We start from the raw sequence: 16,682 nt of genomic DNA on the forward strand, positions 1-16,682 counted from the left end.
CGCGGACCAACCCGCAGTTCCAGGAGCAACCAGACAACGACCGAACAAAGGACAAGACCATGGACAACCACATGACCGACGCTGCACCCGGACACATCGACCTGCATCGGGGCACCGAGCCGACCCCTGCGGCGCTGGCCGACGAGGATGGCAGCACCACCGCCGAATTCGCCATCGTCACCCTGGCCGCGGTGGCCTTCGCCGGGCTGCTGGTGAGCATCCTTTCCAGCGGGGACGTGCGCGGATTGCTGATGGGCCTGATCCGCCAGGCCCTGTCCTTCTAGCCGGAGGCAGGCGCGCCATGGCCAGGCATTCGCAAGCCGGTTCCGCCACCGCCGAGGTGGCGGTGCTGCTGCCCGCGGTGGCCATCTTGCTGGCCGTGGTCGCCGGGGCCGGCGCCGTGGGCGGGCAGCAGGTCCGCATCCAGCAGGCCGCCAGTGCCGCGGCCCGGGAACTGGCCCGCGGGACCTCGACGCCGGAGGCCGTCGGCACCGCCCACCGTATTGCCGGGGAGCGGATCAGCGTGAGCACCGGTGAATCCGGCGGATACGGGCACGTGGTCATCCGGGCCGCGGTGGACCTGCCGCTGCTCGGGGATATCGAATTGCGGGCCGAAGCCAGCGCGCGCACGGAGCAGCAGCCATGAGCCCGGCCCCAAGTGCCCACACGCACCCGGCCACGGACATGCCTCCAGCCACGGCCCCGTGCCCGGCCACGGCCCCGGGACCGGCCACGGCCCCGGGACCGGCCACGGCCCGTCGCCAACGCGGCAGTGGCACAGTGCTGATGCTCGCGGTGGTATGCGTGGCTGCGCTGGGGCTGGTGGCGGTGCTGATGTTCACCGCAGTCTCCAACGCCGGCGCCAAGGCAGGCTCGGCGGCGGACCTGGCGGCACTGGCTGCCGCGGATGCCGCCCGCCAGCTGTTGCCTGGGGACCCGTGCGCCGTCGCCGCTGCAACCGCCACCGCGAATGGTGCAACCCTGGCCGGTTGCACGCGGCAGGGCCCGGGCGGTCAGATCGTGACGGTGCGTGTCCAGGTGCCGGTGTCTACGTTGGGCTGGCTGCCGCCGCTGACCCGGGCACATTCGGTGGCCCGGGCCGGGCCACCGCCGCAACCCTGGCGCGGCGATTGATCGCCGCGGCGGGCACCGCGGGCGCCCGGGCCGGCTATCCCGGGGGGAGCGGACCGGCCGCCCGTTGCGCCTCGGACAGGATCGCCGAAAGCAGGCGCACGGCCCCGGCCTTGTCCAGCGGATTGTTCTTGTTCCCGCACTTGGGTGATTGCACGCAAGAGGGGCAGCCGGTGGCGCATTCGCAGGCGGCAATCGCATCCCGGGTGGCAGCCAGCCAGGTGCGCGCCGCCTCGAAGCCGCGCTCGGCGAAACCGGCACCGCCCGGGTGCCCGTCGTACACGAAAATCGTCGGCATCCCGGTGTCCATGTGCAGCGCCGTGGACACCCCGCCGATGTCCCACCTGTCGCTGGAGGCCACCAGCGGCAGCAGCCCGATGGCCGCGTGTTCGGCCGCATGCAGCGACCCGGGGAATTCCTCCGGGGTGATTCCGGCGGCCAGCAGCCGGGTCTCGGGGATGGTGAACCACACGGACTTGGTGTGCAGGTCCCGGGCCTCCAGCTCCAGCGGCTCCTCGGAGAGGATCTCGTTGCTCGTCAACGACTTGCGCTGGAAGGACACCACCTGGGTGGTCACCACCACGTCGCCGAAGTTCGCGGTGATCGGTCCCCACTCCACCGAGCGGTCGCAAGTGACGACCTCGACCGTGGTGATGTCCCGGGCCTGGGTGTAGAAATCCGGGTTGGCGCGGGTGACCATGACGCAGTGGTCGGTTTCGTTCAGCTCGTCGACGACGTAGGTGGCGCCCTGGTGCACGTAGATGGCCCCGTCGTGCGCCTGGTAGTGCGTCTGCGGGGAGTCCATGGTGCCCAGCAGCGCGCCGGTGTCGGATTCGATGATGCTCACCGGCCCGCCGCCGTCGCCGCGCAGCTTCACCATGGAGGCTGCGTGCTCGGGGTGCGTCCAGAACCAGCCGGCCGGGCGGCGGCGCAGGAACCCGCGCTCCACCAGCGAGTCCAGCAGCCCGTGGGCGCTGGGCCCGAAGGCCGCCAGGTCCTCGGTGCGCAGCGGCAGTTCCTCGGCTGCGGCGCACAGGTGCCCGGAGAGCACATAGGGGTTTTCCGGGTCAAAGACGGTGGCCTCGACCCCGGCCTCGAAGATCGCCTCGGGATGGTTGACCAGGTAGGTGTCCAGCGGGTCGTCGCTGGCCACCAACACCGCCAGCGAGTCCTGTCCGGCGCGCCCGGCCCGCCCGATCTGCTGGAAGAACGAGGCGCGTGTCCCGGGCCAGCCGGCCACCAGCACCGCGTCGAGCCCGGCCACGTCGATGCCCAGTTCCAGCGCCGAGGTGGACGCGACCCCCAGCAGGGTTCCGTCGCGCAGCGCATTCTCCAGCTCCCGGCGCTCGGCGGGAAGGTAGCCGGAGCGGTAGGCCGCCACCCGCTCGGGCAGCGAGGGATGGACCTGGTCCACCATCGAGCGGGTGATCGTGGCTATGGTTTCGGCCCCGCGCCGGGACTTGATGAACGCCAGGGTCCGCACGTGGGAGCAGACCAGATTCGCCAGCAGGTTCGAGGTCTCGGCGATGACGGTGCGCCGGGTAGGTGCGCCGTTCTCCCCGTGCAACTCGGTCAGTGGCGGCTCCCACAGCGCAATGGTCACCGGGCCCTTGGGGGAGAAGTCATTGGTGACCTCGGTGGCCGGGGCGCCGATGAGCCTGGAGAAGGAGGCAGCCGGGTCGGCACTGGTTGCCGAGGCCCCGATGAACACCGGGTTGGCCCCGTAGTGCGCGCAGATCCGGCGCAGGCGACGCAGCAGGTTGGCGATGTTGGAGCCGAAGACCCCGCGGTATGAGTGGGCTTCGTCGATGATCACGAATTTCAGCCGGCGCAGCACCCGCGCCCACCAGGTGTGGTTGGGCAGGATCCCGAAGTGCAGCATATCGGGGTTGGAGAGGATGAAGTTCGAGTGGTCGCGGATCCAGCGCCGGGCCGAGACCTCGGTGTCCCCGTCGTAGCCGGCAGCCCGCACGGTGGGCAGGCGGTAGCCCTCGATCGCCTTGAGCTGGTCGGCGGCCAGGGCCTTGGTGGGTGCCAGGTAGAGCACCGTGGCATCGTTGGGGACCAAGCTGGCCTGGTTCTGCAGGGCCGAGGTGTGGATCGCGTTCAGGGCCGGAAGCTGGTAGGCCAGTGACTTGCCCGAGGCGGTGCCGGTGGCCACGATTGTGTTGCTGCCCTCGTGGGCGAGGTTTGCGGCCTGCACCTGGTGCAGCCACGGGGCGGCCACACCCGTGCGTTCGAAGGCGGTTCGCACTTCGGGGTGCACCCAATCGGGCCAGGGGCCGGGCAGCGCGTCCCTGGCCTCGATGATCCGGGAATGGAGCAGCGCCTGGGGAGTTGGCCCGTGGCCCAGCAAGGCGATCTGTTCCGAATAAGCGTTCACCGCTTCATTGTGGCATCACCGGGCACCGGCCCGTGGCCAAGTGAAAAAGAAAGTGGTGGGCCTCGCATCCGCGAGACCCGCCACTTCGATGTGCCGAAGGCCGCTTAGGCTTCCTGCTTGCCTTCAAAAAGTACGACGTTGCCCAGATTGGTCCAGCCCAGGGACTGGTACAGCTGCTGCCCGTCGATACTGGCGATCAGCAGGCCTTCCTCGACGTCGTGTTCCAGGGCCAGGGAGACCAGGGCGCGCATGGTCAGGCTGCCCAGACCGCGGCGGCGGAATTCCGGGGCCGTGATGATGCGGTCAAAGATGGCGTAGCCGTTGACGGCGGAAACGTGGCCGCTGGCCGCAACGACTTCCGGATCCTCGACCGGGTGGATGGACACGTAGGCGTGCGTCTGGTCGCGTTCGATCTGGAAGGCGAAGCCATCGGCCGGACGCGGTTCCTCGACATCGTGGCCGCCCATCGCCGTGACCATCAGGACCTCGTCGGAATTGAGCACGTTGAGCCCTGCCGCCCGGGCGGCATCGATCAGGGTCGAGGTTTCATCGGCGAATGCCGTCAAGCGACGCTTGGGATGCTTGTGGAGCGTCTCCGCGACGGCCACCAATTCCTCGTTGGAGGGCTCGTAAATGACGTATTCCCAGTCACCCGAGGTGTCATGGCGCAGGGCTGCATGGACGCGGCCCTCGTGCCTGCTCTCGTAGCCCCGTGCACCGGCCCAGCCAGATACCCATGTACCGATTAGTTCATCGCTTGCAGTAGATCCCATGTTCCGACCCTACCCCGTGTACTGCCTACCTGGCGTCCATTTAGGGGAACTGTTGCAAGCTTGAAACACTGCGTTAACCAGGTGATCACTGCCACCTCACGTGCACCGCACGGGTTTTAGGCCATACCCTTAAGAGCGTGTCGCAGAACCGAATTGTCTTGTATTACGCCTTTGTCCGCATTGCCGATCCCGAGGCCGTGCGCCTATGGCAGCGTGCCCTTCTGGAGAGGTGGGGCCTGCGTGGCCGCATCATCATCTCCAAGGACGGCATCAACGGAACGGTCGGGGGTGGAATCAAGGAAGTCAAGAAGTATGTGAAGGCCACCCGGGAGTATCCGGCGTTCAAGAAGATGGACATCAAGTGGTCGGAAGGCTCGGCCGAGGACTTCCCCCGGATCTCGGTCAAGGTCCGTGACGAAGTGGTTTCCTTTGGCGCCCCCGGCGAGCTGGAAGTCGATGAAAACGGCGTGGTGGGCGGCGGTGTCCACCTCAAGCCCGAGGCACTGCACGAGCTGGTGGAGACGAAGAAGGCTGCCGGCCAGGAGGTCTTGTTCTTCGACGGCCGCAATGCCTTCGAGGCGCAGATCGGCAAATTCAAGAACGCGATCGTGCCCGATGTTGAAACCACCCACGACTTCATCGCAGAGATCGAGTCGGGCAAGTACGACGGGATGAAGGACCAGCCGATCGTCACCTATTGCACCGGCGGCATCCGTTGCGAGGTGCTCTCGGCGCTCATGGTCAAGCGCGGTTTCACCGAGGTCTACCAGATGCAGGGCGGCATCGTCCGCTACGGGGAAACCTTCGGCGACACGGGGCTGTGGGAAGGATCACTGTATGTCTTCGACAAGCGCATGCACATGGAATTCAGCGATGACGCCGTGACCATCGGCAAATGCGTGTGCTGCGAGGCCCCGACGAACAAGTTCGAGAACTGTTCGAACCTCTCCTGCAGGAACCTGCGACTCTTCTGCGCCGAATGCGCCGCGACCGACGAACTGCGCCAGTGCCCCGATTGCGTCGCGGAGGCCAAGGGCCTCCTCAACGCCTGAGACGGTATTCCCCATCGGGGCAGGGGATCACCATGCCTTGGGATGTAACTTTCTTGAAGACCAGGAAATAGGCGGTCCACTCCCGGCCAGTGCCGTGGCGGTGGACCGCCTTTTCGTATCCGCCCGCTGGGCGTCGGCGGGTTGGCGTTTGATCCGTGGCTCGAAACCCAGCAGGGCAGCAGCGCTTAGAACAGGCGCGGTTCAGGGGTGCGCCAGTAGGTGTTGCGCCTCGGTTTTTGTTCGGGGTCCATGAACTTGGGCAGGATGACGGAGAAGAGCCCGTCGGTGTCGCGGACGACCTTGAAGAGCCCGGCGTGGAAGCCGTGGTGGGCGTCAGGGCAGCAGGGTGCCCCGAGGTGGATGGCGGTCCTGCCGCCGTCGGCGTAGAAATCAAAGTGATGGATCTCGAGGTGTTCGGGCGGAACCGTGCAGCCGGGCATGATGCATCCACCGTAGAGGGCAATGATGGCCTCGCGCATGTAGTCGGGGAAGAATCGTTCCTCCTGGCCGAGGTCCAGGATCCGGGATTTTCCGTTGAGGGTCATGGGCACGGCTCCGCCGTTGCACAAGGCCTGGCGCAATTCCGCCGGGGTCAGTTTTTGGCCATGGCTGGTGATGCCGTGGGTCGTGGCCAGTTCGCGGAGTTCGTCCAGGGTCGCGATGATGAAAGTCGTCGGGGAGGGGATGCCAATGGTTTTCTTCCCGGTGCGTGGTTGGCCGGCCGACCTGATGAGGTTGACCAATCCCTGCAGATGCCGTTGCGGCGGGGTCAGTCCGTCGCCGCCGGCCGTGGAGGCGTTCATCGTTCCTGTATCGAATCGCCCGCCGCCGGGGCCGCCGTTGGCTCCGTTTCCGGCGAAGAGGGTGCCTGGAATACCCAGGCCCTCGGGGTCCAGGGAGAGGGCACGGATGGCTGCCGGGTCGGTGAGCGGGGCTCCGGTGGCGGGGTCGGTGAGGAAATCGGGGAACCCGGAGCCGGTGTCGGCCTCGTTGGGGGTGCCCGGCTGGCCGTTGGAACCGTTGGTTCCGGCGTCGTTTGCCGTGGTGGGGGCGCATGTACCCGTGCCCGTTGTCACGGTGGTGGCCAGGGCCTGGGCGAGCAACCCGTCGCGGTCCCCGGCCTTGGTCCTGGGGTTGTCGGTGCTGGCGCACAGGGCCAGCAGGGCCTCGGTGTCCCGCGGCATGGTGCGCAGCAGGAACTCGCCGATACCGCCGGTGGTGCCGCGGTAGAACAGTCCGGTCTTGGCCCGCAAGACCTCCTCCGGCACCTCGGGCTCGCCCTGCTCGAGGGCGGTTTGGATCCCGGCCAGCAGCTTCGCAGTGGTGCGCGGGTCCTCCGTGCGGACGGATTCGGCGACCTGCTCCTCAAGCGTCCCGGCCAGGGTGGCGGCGTCGGGGTGCCGGTCGATCTGCGGGACGAGGGACTCGAGCTTGCGGGCTGCGGCCCCGATCTGGCCGGGGTCGGCGGTCCCGTGGGCAAGGTCCCCTGCCAGCACCGGGAACCTCGGTGGGGTTGGAGTCCCGTTGAGGTCGGTCCCGGGCAGCAGCCGATCTGTCGAACGCATCCGTTCGCGTGCCACGAAGAAGCTGATGTGCAGCAGGCCGGTGAGCATCGCGGTGGTGTCCTTGAAGACCGGTCGCCCGGTGGGGACCGTGGCTGGGTCCTCGGGCAAGGGCAACAACCCCTCCACATAGGGGACCGGGTCGTCATGGATTGCGGTGATCCTGGTGAAGGTCTCCTGCGGGAGCTCGTGGGCCAGGGTTCGGCGTGCGGTGTCGGCCGCCAGCAGCTGGGTGTGGACGGCGTTGCGGTGCGAGTCCTCGGCAAGCTGGGTGAACAGCACTGCCTGCACGGGAGACTTGGTGCGTGATGCAATGCTGCGGCCCAGGTCCCTGACCAGTGCCTGGGCCTCGAACAGGGCGCGCAGTTCATCGTCCGGCGACACGTGGTGTCCCGGGGCACCGCGGGTGCCCGCGGTGAGGCTGATGAACCGGTCCGTCTCCATGTCCACCAGCATGCGCCGAACCGGGGTGCCGCGGGGGCGGAAGAAGGAATCTGTGGATAACTATTTGCCCTAATGGGTAGTGGCATGCCTGAGGCTGGCAGCCAGACGAGACCCACATGGACCGGGCGTGACTCGTAACCGTGCAGAGCTCTCTGGAGGCAGTGTCTTTCTGCGGGCTTGACCGCCCGGCCCGTGGGGGCCAGCCCGGATGCGGGCGGTGCTTTGCGATGCCACGGACCTGCTCGTCCCGAACCCGCTCACGAATCGGCAATCGCTGTCCACGGGCAGGGCCAGACGCAGCATCTAGGTGGCGTGCAGCGCGTCGGGGACGGTGGCGTATACGGCCTGGAACTCGTCGCCGACAGTGGCTTCCCAGTCCTCAAATACAGCGACTGGCTGGCGACGTCGGTGGAGGTGGACTCGATGGTGCGTTGGCTGGCCTCGCGGTCTTCAAGCGAGCGCGAACCGACGATGTCCATGATCACCGGCACGACGGCTGGGGTGGGGCCCATGACCCGGGTACAGAACCAATATCGTTCCAAAACAGGTAATTTGCCTATATCTTGGGGATCATGGGGTGACGGATTCGGCCGGCCACATGCCGGCAGCGCCGTCCCCCGGGGTGAGCATTTCGCGTTCGGTGTGGAAAACCCGCAGGCCGCGGGCCTCGTAGTTGGCGATGGCGGCCGGGCCGTCCAGGGTGCAGGTGTGCACCCAGACCCGGGAAACCGGGCCGAAGCCTTCGAAGCGTGCATCCAGGTTCCACGCCCGGGAAATGCCCTCGGTCAGCAACGCGCCGCCCAGGCCCCGGCCGATGCAATGGGGGAACAGGCCGAAATACATGATCTCGACCTCGGTCGTCGCGCCCTCGGTGCGTCCAGCCAGCTCGATGTAGCCGCCCGGTGCCCCGTCGACGTAGAGCACATGGGTCTCGGTGCCAGGGGTCCGCAACAGCGATTCCCACTCGGTGCGGGCCAGGGAGAGGCGGTCGACCCAGTTCCACTCGCTGCCCACGCCCCGGTAGAGGAACCTGCTGAACTCCGGGGTGATCGCCTCGACCCGTTCGAGCCTCGCCCCGGCCGGCAGTGCCCGCTTGGAGGGGAGGAGCTCGTCGCGGGAAAGCTGCTGCAGGTGCGTGGTGGTGACTTCAATCATGGTTTCCATCATAGGCAAGGTGGTGCCCGGTTTTGGCGACGTCGATAGACTGTGAAGCGTGACTTCCACCATTGATTTTGCCCAGGTTCCCGATGCCCCCCGCAGTGACGATGTCGCGCTCCTGGACCGGTTTGCCGCCGACTTGCGGGCGGCTGGCTACGGGCACGAGTCCATCACCGAATTCCTGGGCGAGGACGCCCACGAGGCGCTGATGCGCGATGCGCTCGTCCCTGCACTGCGCCGCATCTCCTCGACGCCGGAGCCCAGCGCGCTCGGGACCATGCTCGGGCTGTTCATGCTGGGAACCGATGCCGGGCATGACGGGGTCGTCGCCGCGTTCGAAGCCACGGGAATCGACGGGCTGCTGCGGCTCGATGCCATCGAACCGTCCGACGAAGGCAAGGGGCGGTGGCGGGCGAAGATCGACCTGCGCCCGCACGCCTCGGATGCCGACGCCGAGCTTTGGGTCGCCAGCGACCTCGGCGCCCACCAGCGCCCGGGGGTGCTGCGCCACGACCACGTGCTGGGCATCGGGCAGGCTTCGTTGACCCTGGCCCAGACCACCATCCGCCCGCAGGTGGACACCGCCCTGGATTTGGGCACCGGCTGCGGGATCCAGGCCTTCCACCTGCTGTCCCACGCCCGCAAGGTCGTCGCCACCGACATCTCGGCCCGAGCCCTGGGCTTCACCCGCTTCAACCTGTTGCTGAACCACCGGGCGCTGGGCATCGACCCGGGGAACCTCGCCGCACGCGTCGAGCTGCGCCTGGGTTCCCTGCTCGAGCCGGTGGAGGGCGAGCGCTTCGACCTGGTGGTTTCCAACCCGCCATTCGTCATCACCCCGCGCCCAGAGGGCCAGGACGACGCCGAACGCTTCACCTACCGCGATGGCGGGATGCCCGGGGACACCCTGGTGGCAACCCTGGTGCGTTCGATCCCCGGGATCCTGAACCCCGGGGGCAGCGCACAGATGCTCGCCAATTGGGAAATCACCGCCGCGGCATCCGAGGGGGAGCAACCGGAGTGGAGCGACGGCCCGCGCTCCTGGCTCACCACAGACACAGAGGCGTGGTTCATCCAACGCGAAGCTGTCAGCCCCACGCAGTACGCCGAGACCTGGCTGCGCGATGCCTCGCAGGGGCGGGACCCGAAGGAATTCGCACTGCAGTACGGCGCGTACCTGGATGACTTCGCCTCGCGAAATGTCGCAGCCATCGGGTTCGGCATGGTGTGGCTGCGCCGCCCGGCGGCCGGGAACCCCGGAATCGGGCGGCTCTTCGAGTCCATCGGCTACCCCATCGAGCAACCCGTTGGCCCGTATCTGGCCCGCGATATCGCCGTGGCGGACGAGCTTGAGTCACGGGACGTGGGTGCGCTGCACCTGGTGGTGGCCGAGGACGTCACCGAGGAACGCCACCAGCGTCCGGGTGCCGAGCATCCCGGGGTGATCTTGTTACGCCAAGGTGCCGGATTGCGGCGGACCGAAATACTTGACACCGCACTGGCCGGATTCGTTTCCGCCTGCGACGGGGATCTGGATGTATCGTCCCTAGTCGGTGCGCTGGAGTCGCTGATTGCCCCGGGCGAACCGGAGTTTTCCGCAAGGCTTTATGAAGGGGTTGTTCGGCTAATTAAGCGTGGCTTCCTTTTGGAGATGCGAAACAACCGCTAAAGTTTTTTTATATGAGCCAGAACACTTCCCCGGGACCGGGTGCCAGCAGCCCTGGCCTGTCACCGGCACCGCCCCAGCCGGTGTCCATCAGCGACCCGCAAGCCATCAGGGCCCTCGCCCACGAGGCGCGGTTGACGGTGCTCGAGGAACTCTTTGCCTCGCAGTCCACGCGCACCGCCACCGAGCTGGCCACGCGCTGCGAACTGACCCCCAGCGCCATGAGCTACCACCTGCGCGCATTGGAGAAATACGGCTACGTGGTCCGCGCCGCCAGCGAGGGCGACGGACGTGAACGCCGGTGGAAGGCGGCCGGCAGCCAGCTCGTGCTCGGATCGCTCTCGGATTCGACCTCCGCGAAGAACGCCTACCTGAATGTGCAGCTCAACGCGTTCCGCGAACGGCTCTCCGCGGAGATCGCACGCCGTGACAAAGAACGCAAGGAAGGCAAGACACCGGAGCCGGACCGCGCCCCGGTGCTGACCACCGGGGTGGTCTTCCTCTCGGATTCCCAGCGCAAGGATTTCATCGCCAAGGTCTACGACCTGCTCTATGAATACGAGGCCCTGGCCGAACCCGAGGCCCGCGGCGTGGACGGGGATCGGCTCTACTACATGCTTTCCTTCCTGCCCGAAATCCGCGACGGCCAAGTCCGCTGACACCACGCAGCACGGGCGGGAAAACGGGGTCCCGGAGTCCCTGCTTGCCTTGGGGCGCAAAATTACGGCTAACCTAGAGCAGGGAATGTGCTGTGCGCCCACTTTGGTGCACCACTGGTTGCTAATAGGAGTGCTGTGCCCGCCAAGGCCAAGGAAAAGACCGGAATGAAACTCGTGATCGTGGAGTCCCCGGCTAAAAGCAAGTCGATCGCCAAGTACCTGGGCGACGGCTTTGAAGTCGATGCCTCGGTGGGGCACATCCGCGATCTGGCGCAACCCGCCGATCTACCCGCGGAGATGAAGAAGGGCCCCTACGGCAAGTTCGCCGTGGACGTCGAGAACGACTTCGACCCCTACTACGTCGTGTACCCGGACAAGAAGAAGCGGGTCGCCGAACTCAAGGCCAAGCTCAAGGGCGCCGACGCGCTCTATCTCGCAACCGATGCGGACCGCGAAGGCGAAGCCATCGCGTGGCACCTGCTCGAGGTGCTCAAGCCCAAGGTCCCGGTGTACCGCATGGCGTTCACCGAGATCACCCAAGAGGGCATCAACCGTGCCATGGAGAACATCCGGGAGCTGGACACCGACCTGGTCAACGCCCAGGAAACCCGCCGCGTGCTCGACCGCCTCTACGGCTACGAGATCTCCCCGGTGCTCTGGCGCAAGGTGGCCCGCGGCCTGTCCGCCGGACGCGTGCAGTCGGTGGCAACCCGCCTGGTCGTCGAACGCGAACGCGAACGCATGGCCTTCCGCAGCGCCTCCTACTGGGACCTGACCGGCACCTTCGCCACGTCCAACGGCGAATCCTTCGGCGCGAAGCTCTCCTCCGTCGACGGGGCACGCGTGGCCACGGGCCGCGACTTCACCGACCGCGGCGAGCTGAAGACCCCCAAGACCGGCTCAGTCGCGCACCTGGACGAGGCCAAGGCACAGGCATTGGCCGCCGGTTTGGCCGATGCGGACTTTGCCGTCACCAACGTCGATGAGAAGCCCTACACCCGCCGCCCGGCCGCACCGTTCACCACCTCGACGCTGCAGCAGGAAGCCAGCCGCAAGCTGCGCTGGAGCTCGAAGTCCACCATGCAGGTCGCCCAGCGCCTGTATGAAAACGGCTACATCACCTACATGCGTACCGACTCGGTGTTCCTGTCCAACGAGGCGGTCAACGCCGCACGCAAGCAGGCTGCCGAACTCTACGGATCCGAATCCGTGCCGGCTGCCCCGCGGTTGTACAAGGCCAAGTCCGGTTCCGCGCAGGAGGCCCACGAGGCCATCCGCCCGGCCGGCGACTCCTTCCGCCGCCCCGCCACCGTGCGTGCCCAGCTCTCGGCCGACGAGTTCAAGCTCTACGAGCTGATCTGGAAGCGCACCGTCGCCTCGCAGATGGCCGACGCCAAGGGCTTCACCGCCACCATCAAGCTGGCCGGCGAATCCACCACCGGGCAGGTCGCGGAATTCTCCGCCTCCGGCACCGTGATCACCTTCCGCGGGTTCATGGCAGCCTACGAGGAGGGCCGCGACGCCGCCCGCGAGGCCGAGGCCGCGGAGGCGGCCGAGGAGGCACGCCTGCCGCAGCTGAAGGTCGACGATGCGCTGGCAGGCACCGGCATCGACGCCATCGGGCACACCACGAGCCCGCCGGCACGCTACACCGAGGCCTCGATCGTCGCGGAGCTGGAGGCCCGGGAGATCGGGCGCCCCTCGACCTTCGCCCCGACCATCTCCACCATCATGGACCGCGGATACGTCACCAAGCGCGGAGGCGCCCTGGTGCCCAGCTGGATCGCGTTCTCCGTGATCCGCCTGCTGGAGGAGCACTTCGGCAAGTACGTCGACTACGACTTCACCGCGCGCCTGGAAGACGACCTGGACGAGATCGCCCACGGCCAGAAGGGCCGCACCGCCTGGCTGAAGGACTTCTACTTCGGCTCGCCGGAGACCGGGCAGGTCGGACTGGAATCGGTGGTCAACAACCTCGGTGACATCGACGCCCGCGCCATCAATTCCATCGAGATCGCCCCGGGCATCGTGCTGCGCGTGGGCAAGTTCGGCCCGTACCTGGAAAAGCCGCTGCCGGCCGACGCCCCCGAGGGCACCGACCCGCAGCGCGCCAACGTGCCCGAGGACCTGGCCCCCGACGAGCTAACCGCCGAGAAGGCCATCGAGCTCATGGAGACCCAGGGCCCGAGCGAGCGCGTGCTGGGCACCGACCCGGAGACCGGGCGCACCATCGTGGCCAAGGACGGGCGCTACGGCGCCTACGTCACCGAGGTCATCGTGGAGCCCACGGCCGAGGAACTGGCCGCCATGCCGGTGGAGTACTACAAGAACGGCAAGCCGAAGCCGCCGAAGAAGCCGGTCAAGGCCAAGCCGCGCACCGGTTCGCTGTTCAGCACGATGACCGTGGAAACCGTCACGCTCGAGGAGGCGCTGCGGCTGATCTCGCTGCCGCGCGTGCTGGGCGTGGACGCCGAGGGTGTGGAGATCACCGTGCAGAACGGCCGCTTCGGGCCCTACCTGAAGAAGGGCACCGACTCGCGCTCCATCGGCTCCGAGGAGGAGATCTTCACGATCACCCTCGAGGAGGCGCTGGCGATCTACTCGACGCCCAAGGTCCGTGGCGCCCGTGCCGCGGTGCCGCCGCTGGCCGAGTTCGGCGTTGACCCGGTCTCGGAGAAGAACATCGTGGTCAAGGAGGGACGCTTCGGTGCCTACATCACCGACGGGGTCACCAACATCACGATCCCTCGCGACACCACCCTGGAGGAGCTGACCCGGGAGAAGGCCATCGAGCTGCTGGCCGACAAGCGGGCCCGCGGTCCGGTCAAGCGCACCTCCGCGGCCAAGGCGCCGGCGAAGAAGGCACCCGCCAAGAAGGCCCCGGCCAAAAAGCCGGCGGCCAAGAAGACCGGCAACTAGCCGCACGCGGCAAGGGGCCACACACATGAGGATGACACCATGAGGCTGGGCGTACTGGATATCGGGTCGAACACGGTTCACCTGTTGCTGGTCGACGCATATCCGGGCGCCCGGCCGGTGCCCTTCGCCTCGCACAAGCGCCCGCTCTCGCTGGTCGCCTACCTGGACGAGCACGGGGCGATCACCCAGGCCGGCCAGGACGAGCTGCTGGACTTCGTGCACGAGGCCGCGCAATTCGCGATCAACCACCACGCGGAGGACCTGTTGGCCTTCTGCACCTCGGCGATCCGCGAATCGGCCAACGGCGAGCAGGTCCTGGCCCGGGTCGTGGCCGAGACCGGCGTGAAGCTGACCGAGCTGACCGGTGAGCAGGAGGCCGGGATGACGTACTACGCGGTGCGCCGCTGGTTCGGCTGGAGCTCGGATTCGCTGCTGAACCTGGACATGGGCGGCGGCTCCTTCGAGCTCGCCCTGGGCCAAGACGAGTTCCCCACCGTGGCCCATTCGGTGCCCCTGGGGGCCGGACGGCTGACCCGCGACTGGCTGGAGGCGGACCCGCCCTCGATCAAGGACGTCAAGGCGCTGCGCCACCACGTGCGCGAGGTGCTGGCCGAGCCGGTGGCCGAGCTGCGCCAGTTCGGCAAGCCGACGATGGTCACCGGAACCTCGAAGACCTTCAGGTCGCTGGCGCGGATCACCGGGGCCGCCCCGTCCGCGGAAGGGCCCTACGTCAAGCGGGTGCTGCGCGCCGAATCGCTGAAGGTCTGGACCAACCGGCTGACGGCGATGAACTGGGAGGAGCGCTCCGAGCTTCCGGGCGTCTCGGCGATCCGCGCCCCGCAGCTGCTGGCGGGTGCCATCGTGGCGCTGGAGGCGATGAACGCGATGAAGGTCAAGAGCTTGCGGATCTGTCCGTGGGCACTGCGCGAGGGACTGATGCTGCGCAGGTTCGACCACGTCCTGTTTGACTCCACCGCTCCGCTCAGTAGTAGCGTGGGTGTCGGAGAGGTGGCACTGGGACAATCCTCGGTATTGTCGATGTCCCAGGGCAGCAACGTTCTGTAGCGAAAGACAAGGGGCACAGGATCCATGGTCGAGTCAGGCACGGGCGCCAAGGCCCCGATCCCGGTGGCGCTTTCCAGCGCATCGGTCTACCCGCTGAACGTCCACGACGCCTTCGCGGTGTCCAACGACCTGGGCTACGACGGCGTCGAGGTGCTGGTCACGGGCAACCAGGTTTCGCAGGACGCGATGGCGCTGAACCGGCTGGCCGAACGCTACGAGCAGCCGGTCATGGCCATCCACGCCCCCACGCTGCTGCTGACCCAGCAGGTCTGGGGCACCGCCTGGAACAAGATCGAATCCGCCGCCGCGATGGCCGTGGAGGTCGGCTGCGACGTGGTGGTGGCCCACCCGCCCTTCCGCTGGCAGGGCACCTACGCCACCGAGTTCGCCACCGGCATCCGCCGCATCATGGAGGAGTACGGGGTGAAGATCGCGGTGGAGAACATGTACCCGTGGCGGGCCCGGGGCCGCGAGGCCAAGATGTACCTGCCGCACTGGAACCCGGTCCCCGAACCCTACGAGTTCGTCACCTGGGACTTCTCGCACTCGGCGATCGCCGACATGGACTCGGCCGTGGCCTTCCGCGACCTGGGCCAGCGGCTGACGCACGTGCACCTGTGCGACGGGCTGAACAACGGCAAGGACGAGCACCTGGTGCCCGGCCGTGGAACCCAGCCGGTCATCGAGGCCATCGAGTACCTGCGCGACTCGGACTGGGACGGGGTGGTGGCCGTGGAGGTCTCCACGCGCAAGGCCAAGGGCGCCGGGGAGCGCGAGGCCTGGCTCGGCGAGACCCTCGAGTTCGCCCGCCGGCACCTGGCCCCGGCCAACGAGGGCGCCGCCTCGGGGACCCACTCGATCTAGCCGCGCACGCCGGCAAACCGGCCGGGCCGGGCGCCGGACGTGGAACAATGGGCACATGACTTCCGTGCTTTCGACTTCCGCCCTGGCCGCCAACAGACTTGCCTTCCTGGGCACCGGTTCCATGAACGGGGCGGTGCTGCGCGGAATCATTGCCACCGGCTACAGCCCCCAGGCGATCGTCGCGACACTGCGCAGCAATGCCAAGGCCCACGACCTGCGTGCCGAGACCGGCGTCACGGTCCTGGTCGGGGAACACGACCCGGAAGCCAACCGCAACGCCGCCAGGGACGCCGACATCGTCTTCTTGGGGGTCAAGCCCGTTGGCATCGCCGCGCTGTGCGACGAGATCAGGGACGTGCTCAAGCCCACCGCCGTGGTCGTCTCGGTGGCCGCGGCGATCACGATCGAGATGATCGCCGCGCACCTTGCCCCGGGCCAGCCCGTGGTGCGGTCCATGCCCAACACCCCGCTGAAGGTGGGCGCCGGTGCCGTGGGCCTCAGCGCCGGGGCGACAGTTTCGGAAGCCGCGCTGGCCGCGGTCGTTGACCTGTTTGCCGGCTCCGGGGTGGTGCACGTGGTGCCCGAGTCCCAGCAGGATGCCGTCTCGGCCGTCAGCGGTTCCGGGCCGGCCTACGTGTTCTACCTGGTCGAGGCCATGGCCGCGGCCGGGGTCAAGCTGGGCCTGGATGCGGCGCTGGCCACCGACCTGGCCCGTGCCACCGTTGCCGGGGCCGGGAAGATGCTTGCCGACCCGCAGGTGGACCCCTCCGCCCTGCGCCAGGGCGTGACCAGCCCCAACGGCACCACCGAGCAGGCCATCGCCACCTTCGACAAGGAGGGCCTGCCGGGAATCATTGCCCGCGGGGCCGCCGCCGCCGCCGCCCGCGCCGCGGCGATCAGCCGGGAACTGGCCTAGGACAAACAAGAGTTCCCCCTGCCGCTGCTTCCTCACGCAGCGGCAGGGGGAACTTTCTGCTTCCCGGGCGGCCCGGGGCCGGTGCGGCCC

At 67.8% G+C, this 16,682-nt stretch carries 14 protein-coding genes; 10 read left to right on the top strand and 4 right to left on the bottom strand.

Annotated elements, in window-relative coordinates:
- The first annotated feature begins 59 nt into the window (after positions 1 to 59).
- The 3 genes from DQ353_RS05195 to DQ353_RS05205 are packed head-to-tail and all read left to right on the top strand — an operon-like array spanning position 60 to position 1,134.
- Positions 60 to 284 carry a DUF4244 domain-containing protein gene (locus DQ353_RS05195; RefSeq protein WP_286166615.1) on the top strand — a complete coding sequence of 75 codons (225 nt, stop codon included), beginning with the start codon at positions 60 to 62 and terminating at the stop codon, positions 282 to 284.
- Between the two features lie 17 nt (positions 285 to 301).
- Complete coding sequence (locus DQ353_RS05200) at positions 302 to 646, top strand: TadE family type IV pilus minor pilin (RefSeq protein ID WP_113761729.1); 345 nt, start codon at positions 302 to 304, stop codon at positions 644 to 646.
- Positions 643 to 1,134, top strand: coding sequence for an Rv3654c family TadE-like protein (locus DQ353_RS05205; RefSeq protein WP_286166616.1), 492 nt, complete (start codon positions 643 to 645; stop codon positions 1,132 to 1,134). The genes DQ353_RS05200 and DQ353_RS05205 overlap by 4 nt, the downstream gene beginning before the upstream one ends.
- Positions 1,135 to 1,168: 34 nt before the next feature.
- Here the strand turns inward: DQ353_RS05205 and DQ353_RS05210 are convergent, their stop codons facing one another.
- Together DQ353_RS05210 and DQ353_RS05215 are read right to left on the bottom strand one after the other, a co-directional pair.
- Positions 1,169 to 3,514 (bottom strand): DEAD/DEAH box helicase, encoded by a 2,346-nt coding sequence (locus tag DQ353_RS05210; RefSeq protein ID WP_113761730.1) that lies wholly within the window; start codon positions 3,512 to 3,514, stop codon positions 1,169 to 1,171.
- A gap of 104 nt (positions 3,515 to 3,618) precedes the next feature.
- Positions 3,619 to 4,287, bottom strand: a complete 669-nt coding sequence (locus DQ353_RS05215) for a GNAT family N-acetyltransferase (protein WP_113761731.1) — start codon at positions 4,285 to 4,287, stop codon at positions 3,619 to 3,621.
- A 137-nt stretch (positions 4,288 to 4,424) separates the two neighbouring features.
- On the opposite strand from DQ353_RS05215, the gene trhO reads away from it, so the two are divergent.
- Positions 4,425 to 5,339 carry an oxygen-dependent tRNA uridine(34) hydroxylase TrhO gene (gene trhO / locus DQ353_RS05220; protein WP_113761732.1) on the top strand — a complete coding sequence of 305 codons (915 nt, stop codon included), beginning with the start codon at positions 4,425 to 4,427 and terminating at the stop codon, positions 5,337 to 5,339.
- Positions 5,340 to 5,524: 185 nt separating this feature from the next.
- Here the strand turns inward: trhO and DQ353_RS05225 are convergent, their stop codons facing one another.
- Positions 5,525 to 7,345 (bottom strand): HNH endonuclease signature motif containing protein, encoded by a 1,821-nt coding sequence (locus DQ353_RS05225; protein ID WP_286166617.1) that lies wholly within the window; start codon positions 7,343 to 7,345, stop codon positions 5,525 to 5,527.
- A gap of 570 nt (positions 7,346 to 7,915) precedes the next feature.
- Positions 7,916 to 8,500 (bottom strand): GNAT family N-acetyltransferase, encoded by a 585-nt coding sequence (locus DQ353_RS05230; protein ID WP_286166618.1) that lies wholly within the window; start codon positions 8,498 to 8,500, stop codon positions 7,916 to 7,918.
- A 58-nt stretch (positions 8,501 to 8,558) separates the two neighbouring features.
- Between DQ353_RS05230 and DQ353_RS05235 the strand changes: the two genes are divergently transcribed.
- The 6 genes from DQ353_RS05235 to proC all read left to right on the top strand — a co-directional run bounded on the left by DQ353_RS05235 (position 8,559) and on the right by proC (position 16,592).
- A complete protein-coding gene (locus DQ353_RS05235) occupies positions 8,559 to 10,172 on the top strand; it encodes a DUF7059 domain-containing protein (protein ID WP_113761735.1) in 1,614 nt (537 codons plus the stop codon).
- Between the two features lie 11 nt (positions 10,173 to 10,183).
- The gene (locus DQ353_RS05240; protein ID WP_113761736.1) at positions 10,184 to 10,828 is read left to right on the top strand and encodes an ArsR/SmtB family transcription factor; all 645 of its coding nucleotides are present in this window, start codon (positions 10,184 to 10,186) and stop codon (positions 10,826 to 10,828) included.
- A 135-nt stretch (positions 10,829 to 10,963) separates the two neighbouring features.
- Positions 10,964 to 13,747: a type I DNA topoisomerase gene (gene topA, locus DQ353_RS05245; RefSeq protein ID WP_113761737.1), complete on the top strand. Its 2,784-nt coding sequence runs from the start codon at positions 10,964 to 10,966 to the stop codon at positions 13,745 to 13,747.
- Positions 13,748 to 13,786: 39 nt separating this feature from the next.
- Positions 13,787 to 14,812 (top strand): Ppx/GppA family phosphatase, encoded by a 1,026-nt coding sequence (locus DQ353_RS05250; RefSeq protein WP_113761738.1) that lies wholly within the window; start codon positions 13,787 to 13,789, stop codon positions 14,810 to 14,812.
- A gap of 24 nt (positions 14,813 to 14,836) precedes the next feature.
- Positions 14,837 to 15,676 carry a sugar phosphate isomerase/epimerase family protein gene (locus tag DQ353_RS05255; RefSeq protein WP_113761739.1) on the top strand — a complete coding sequence of 280 codons (840 nt, stop codon included), beginning with the start codon at positions 14,837 to 14,839 and terminating at the stop codon, positions 15,674 to 15,676.
- 55 nt (positions 15,677 to 15,731) lie between these two features.
- On the top strand, positions 15,732 to 16,592 hold the full coding sequence (proC, locus tag DQ353_RS05260; RefSeq protein WP_113761740.1) for a pyrroline-5-carboxylate reductase: 861 nt from the start codon (positions 15,732 to 15,734) through the stop codon (positions 16,590 to 16,592).
- Positions 16,593 to 16,682 lie beyond the last annotated feature (90 nt).

It is taken from the genome of Arthrobacter sp. AQ5-05 (assembly GCF_003287975.1).
Taxonomy (GTDB): domain Bacteria; phylum Actinomycetota; class Actinomycetes; order Actinomycetales; family Micrococcaceae; genus Paeniglutamicibacter.

Excerpts from the sequence above, each read along its gene's own strand:
- DQ353_RS05205 (WP_286166616.1), top strand. The coding sequence starts at position 643 with ATGAGCCCGGCCCCAAGTGCCCACACGCACCCGGCCACGGACATGCCT.
- DQ353_RS05225 (WP_286166617.1), bottom strand. The coding sequence starts at position 7,345 with ATGGAGACGGACCGGTTCATCAGCCTCACCGCGGGCACCCGCGGTGCC.
- DQ353_RS05240 (WP_113761736.1), top strand. The coding sequence starts at position 10,184 with ATGAGCCAGAACACTTCCCCGGGACCGGGTGCCAGCAGCCCTGGCCTG.
- DQ353_RS05215 (WP_113761731.1), bottom strand. The coding sequence starts at position 4,287 with ATGGGATCTACTGCAAGCGATGAACTAATCGGTACATGGGTATCTGGC.
- DQ353_RS05250 (WP_113761738.1), top strand. The coding sequence starts at position 13,787 with ATGAGGCTGGGCGTACTGGATATCGGGTCGAACACGGTTCACCTGTTG.
- DQ353_RS05195 (WP_286166615.1), top strand. The coding sequence starts at position 60 with ATGGACAACCACATGACCGACGCTGCACCCGGACACATCGACCTGCAT.
- DQ353_RS05200 (WP_113761729.1), top strand. The coding sequence starts at position 302 with ATGGCCAGGCATTCGCAAGCCGGTTCCGCCACCGCCGAGGTGGCGGTG.
- proC (WP_113761740.1), top strand. The coding sequence starts at position 15,732 with ATGACTTCCGTGCTTTCGACTTCCGCCCTGGCCGCCAACAGACTTGCC.
- DQ353_RS05255 (WP_113761739.1), top strand. The coding sequence starts at position 14,837 with ATGGTCGAGTCAGGCACGGGCGCCAAGGCCCCGATCCCGGTGGCGCTT.
- DQ353_RS05230 (WP_286166618.1), bottom strand. The coding sequence starts at position 8,500 with ATGATTGAAGTCACCACCACGCACCTGCAGCAGCTTTCCCGCGACGAG.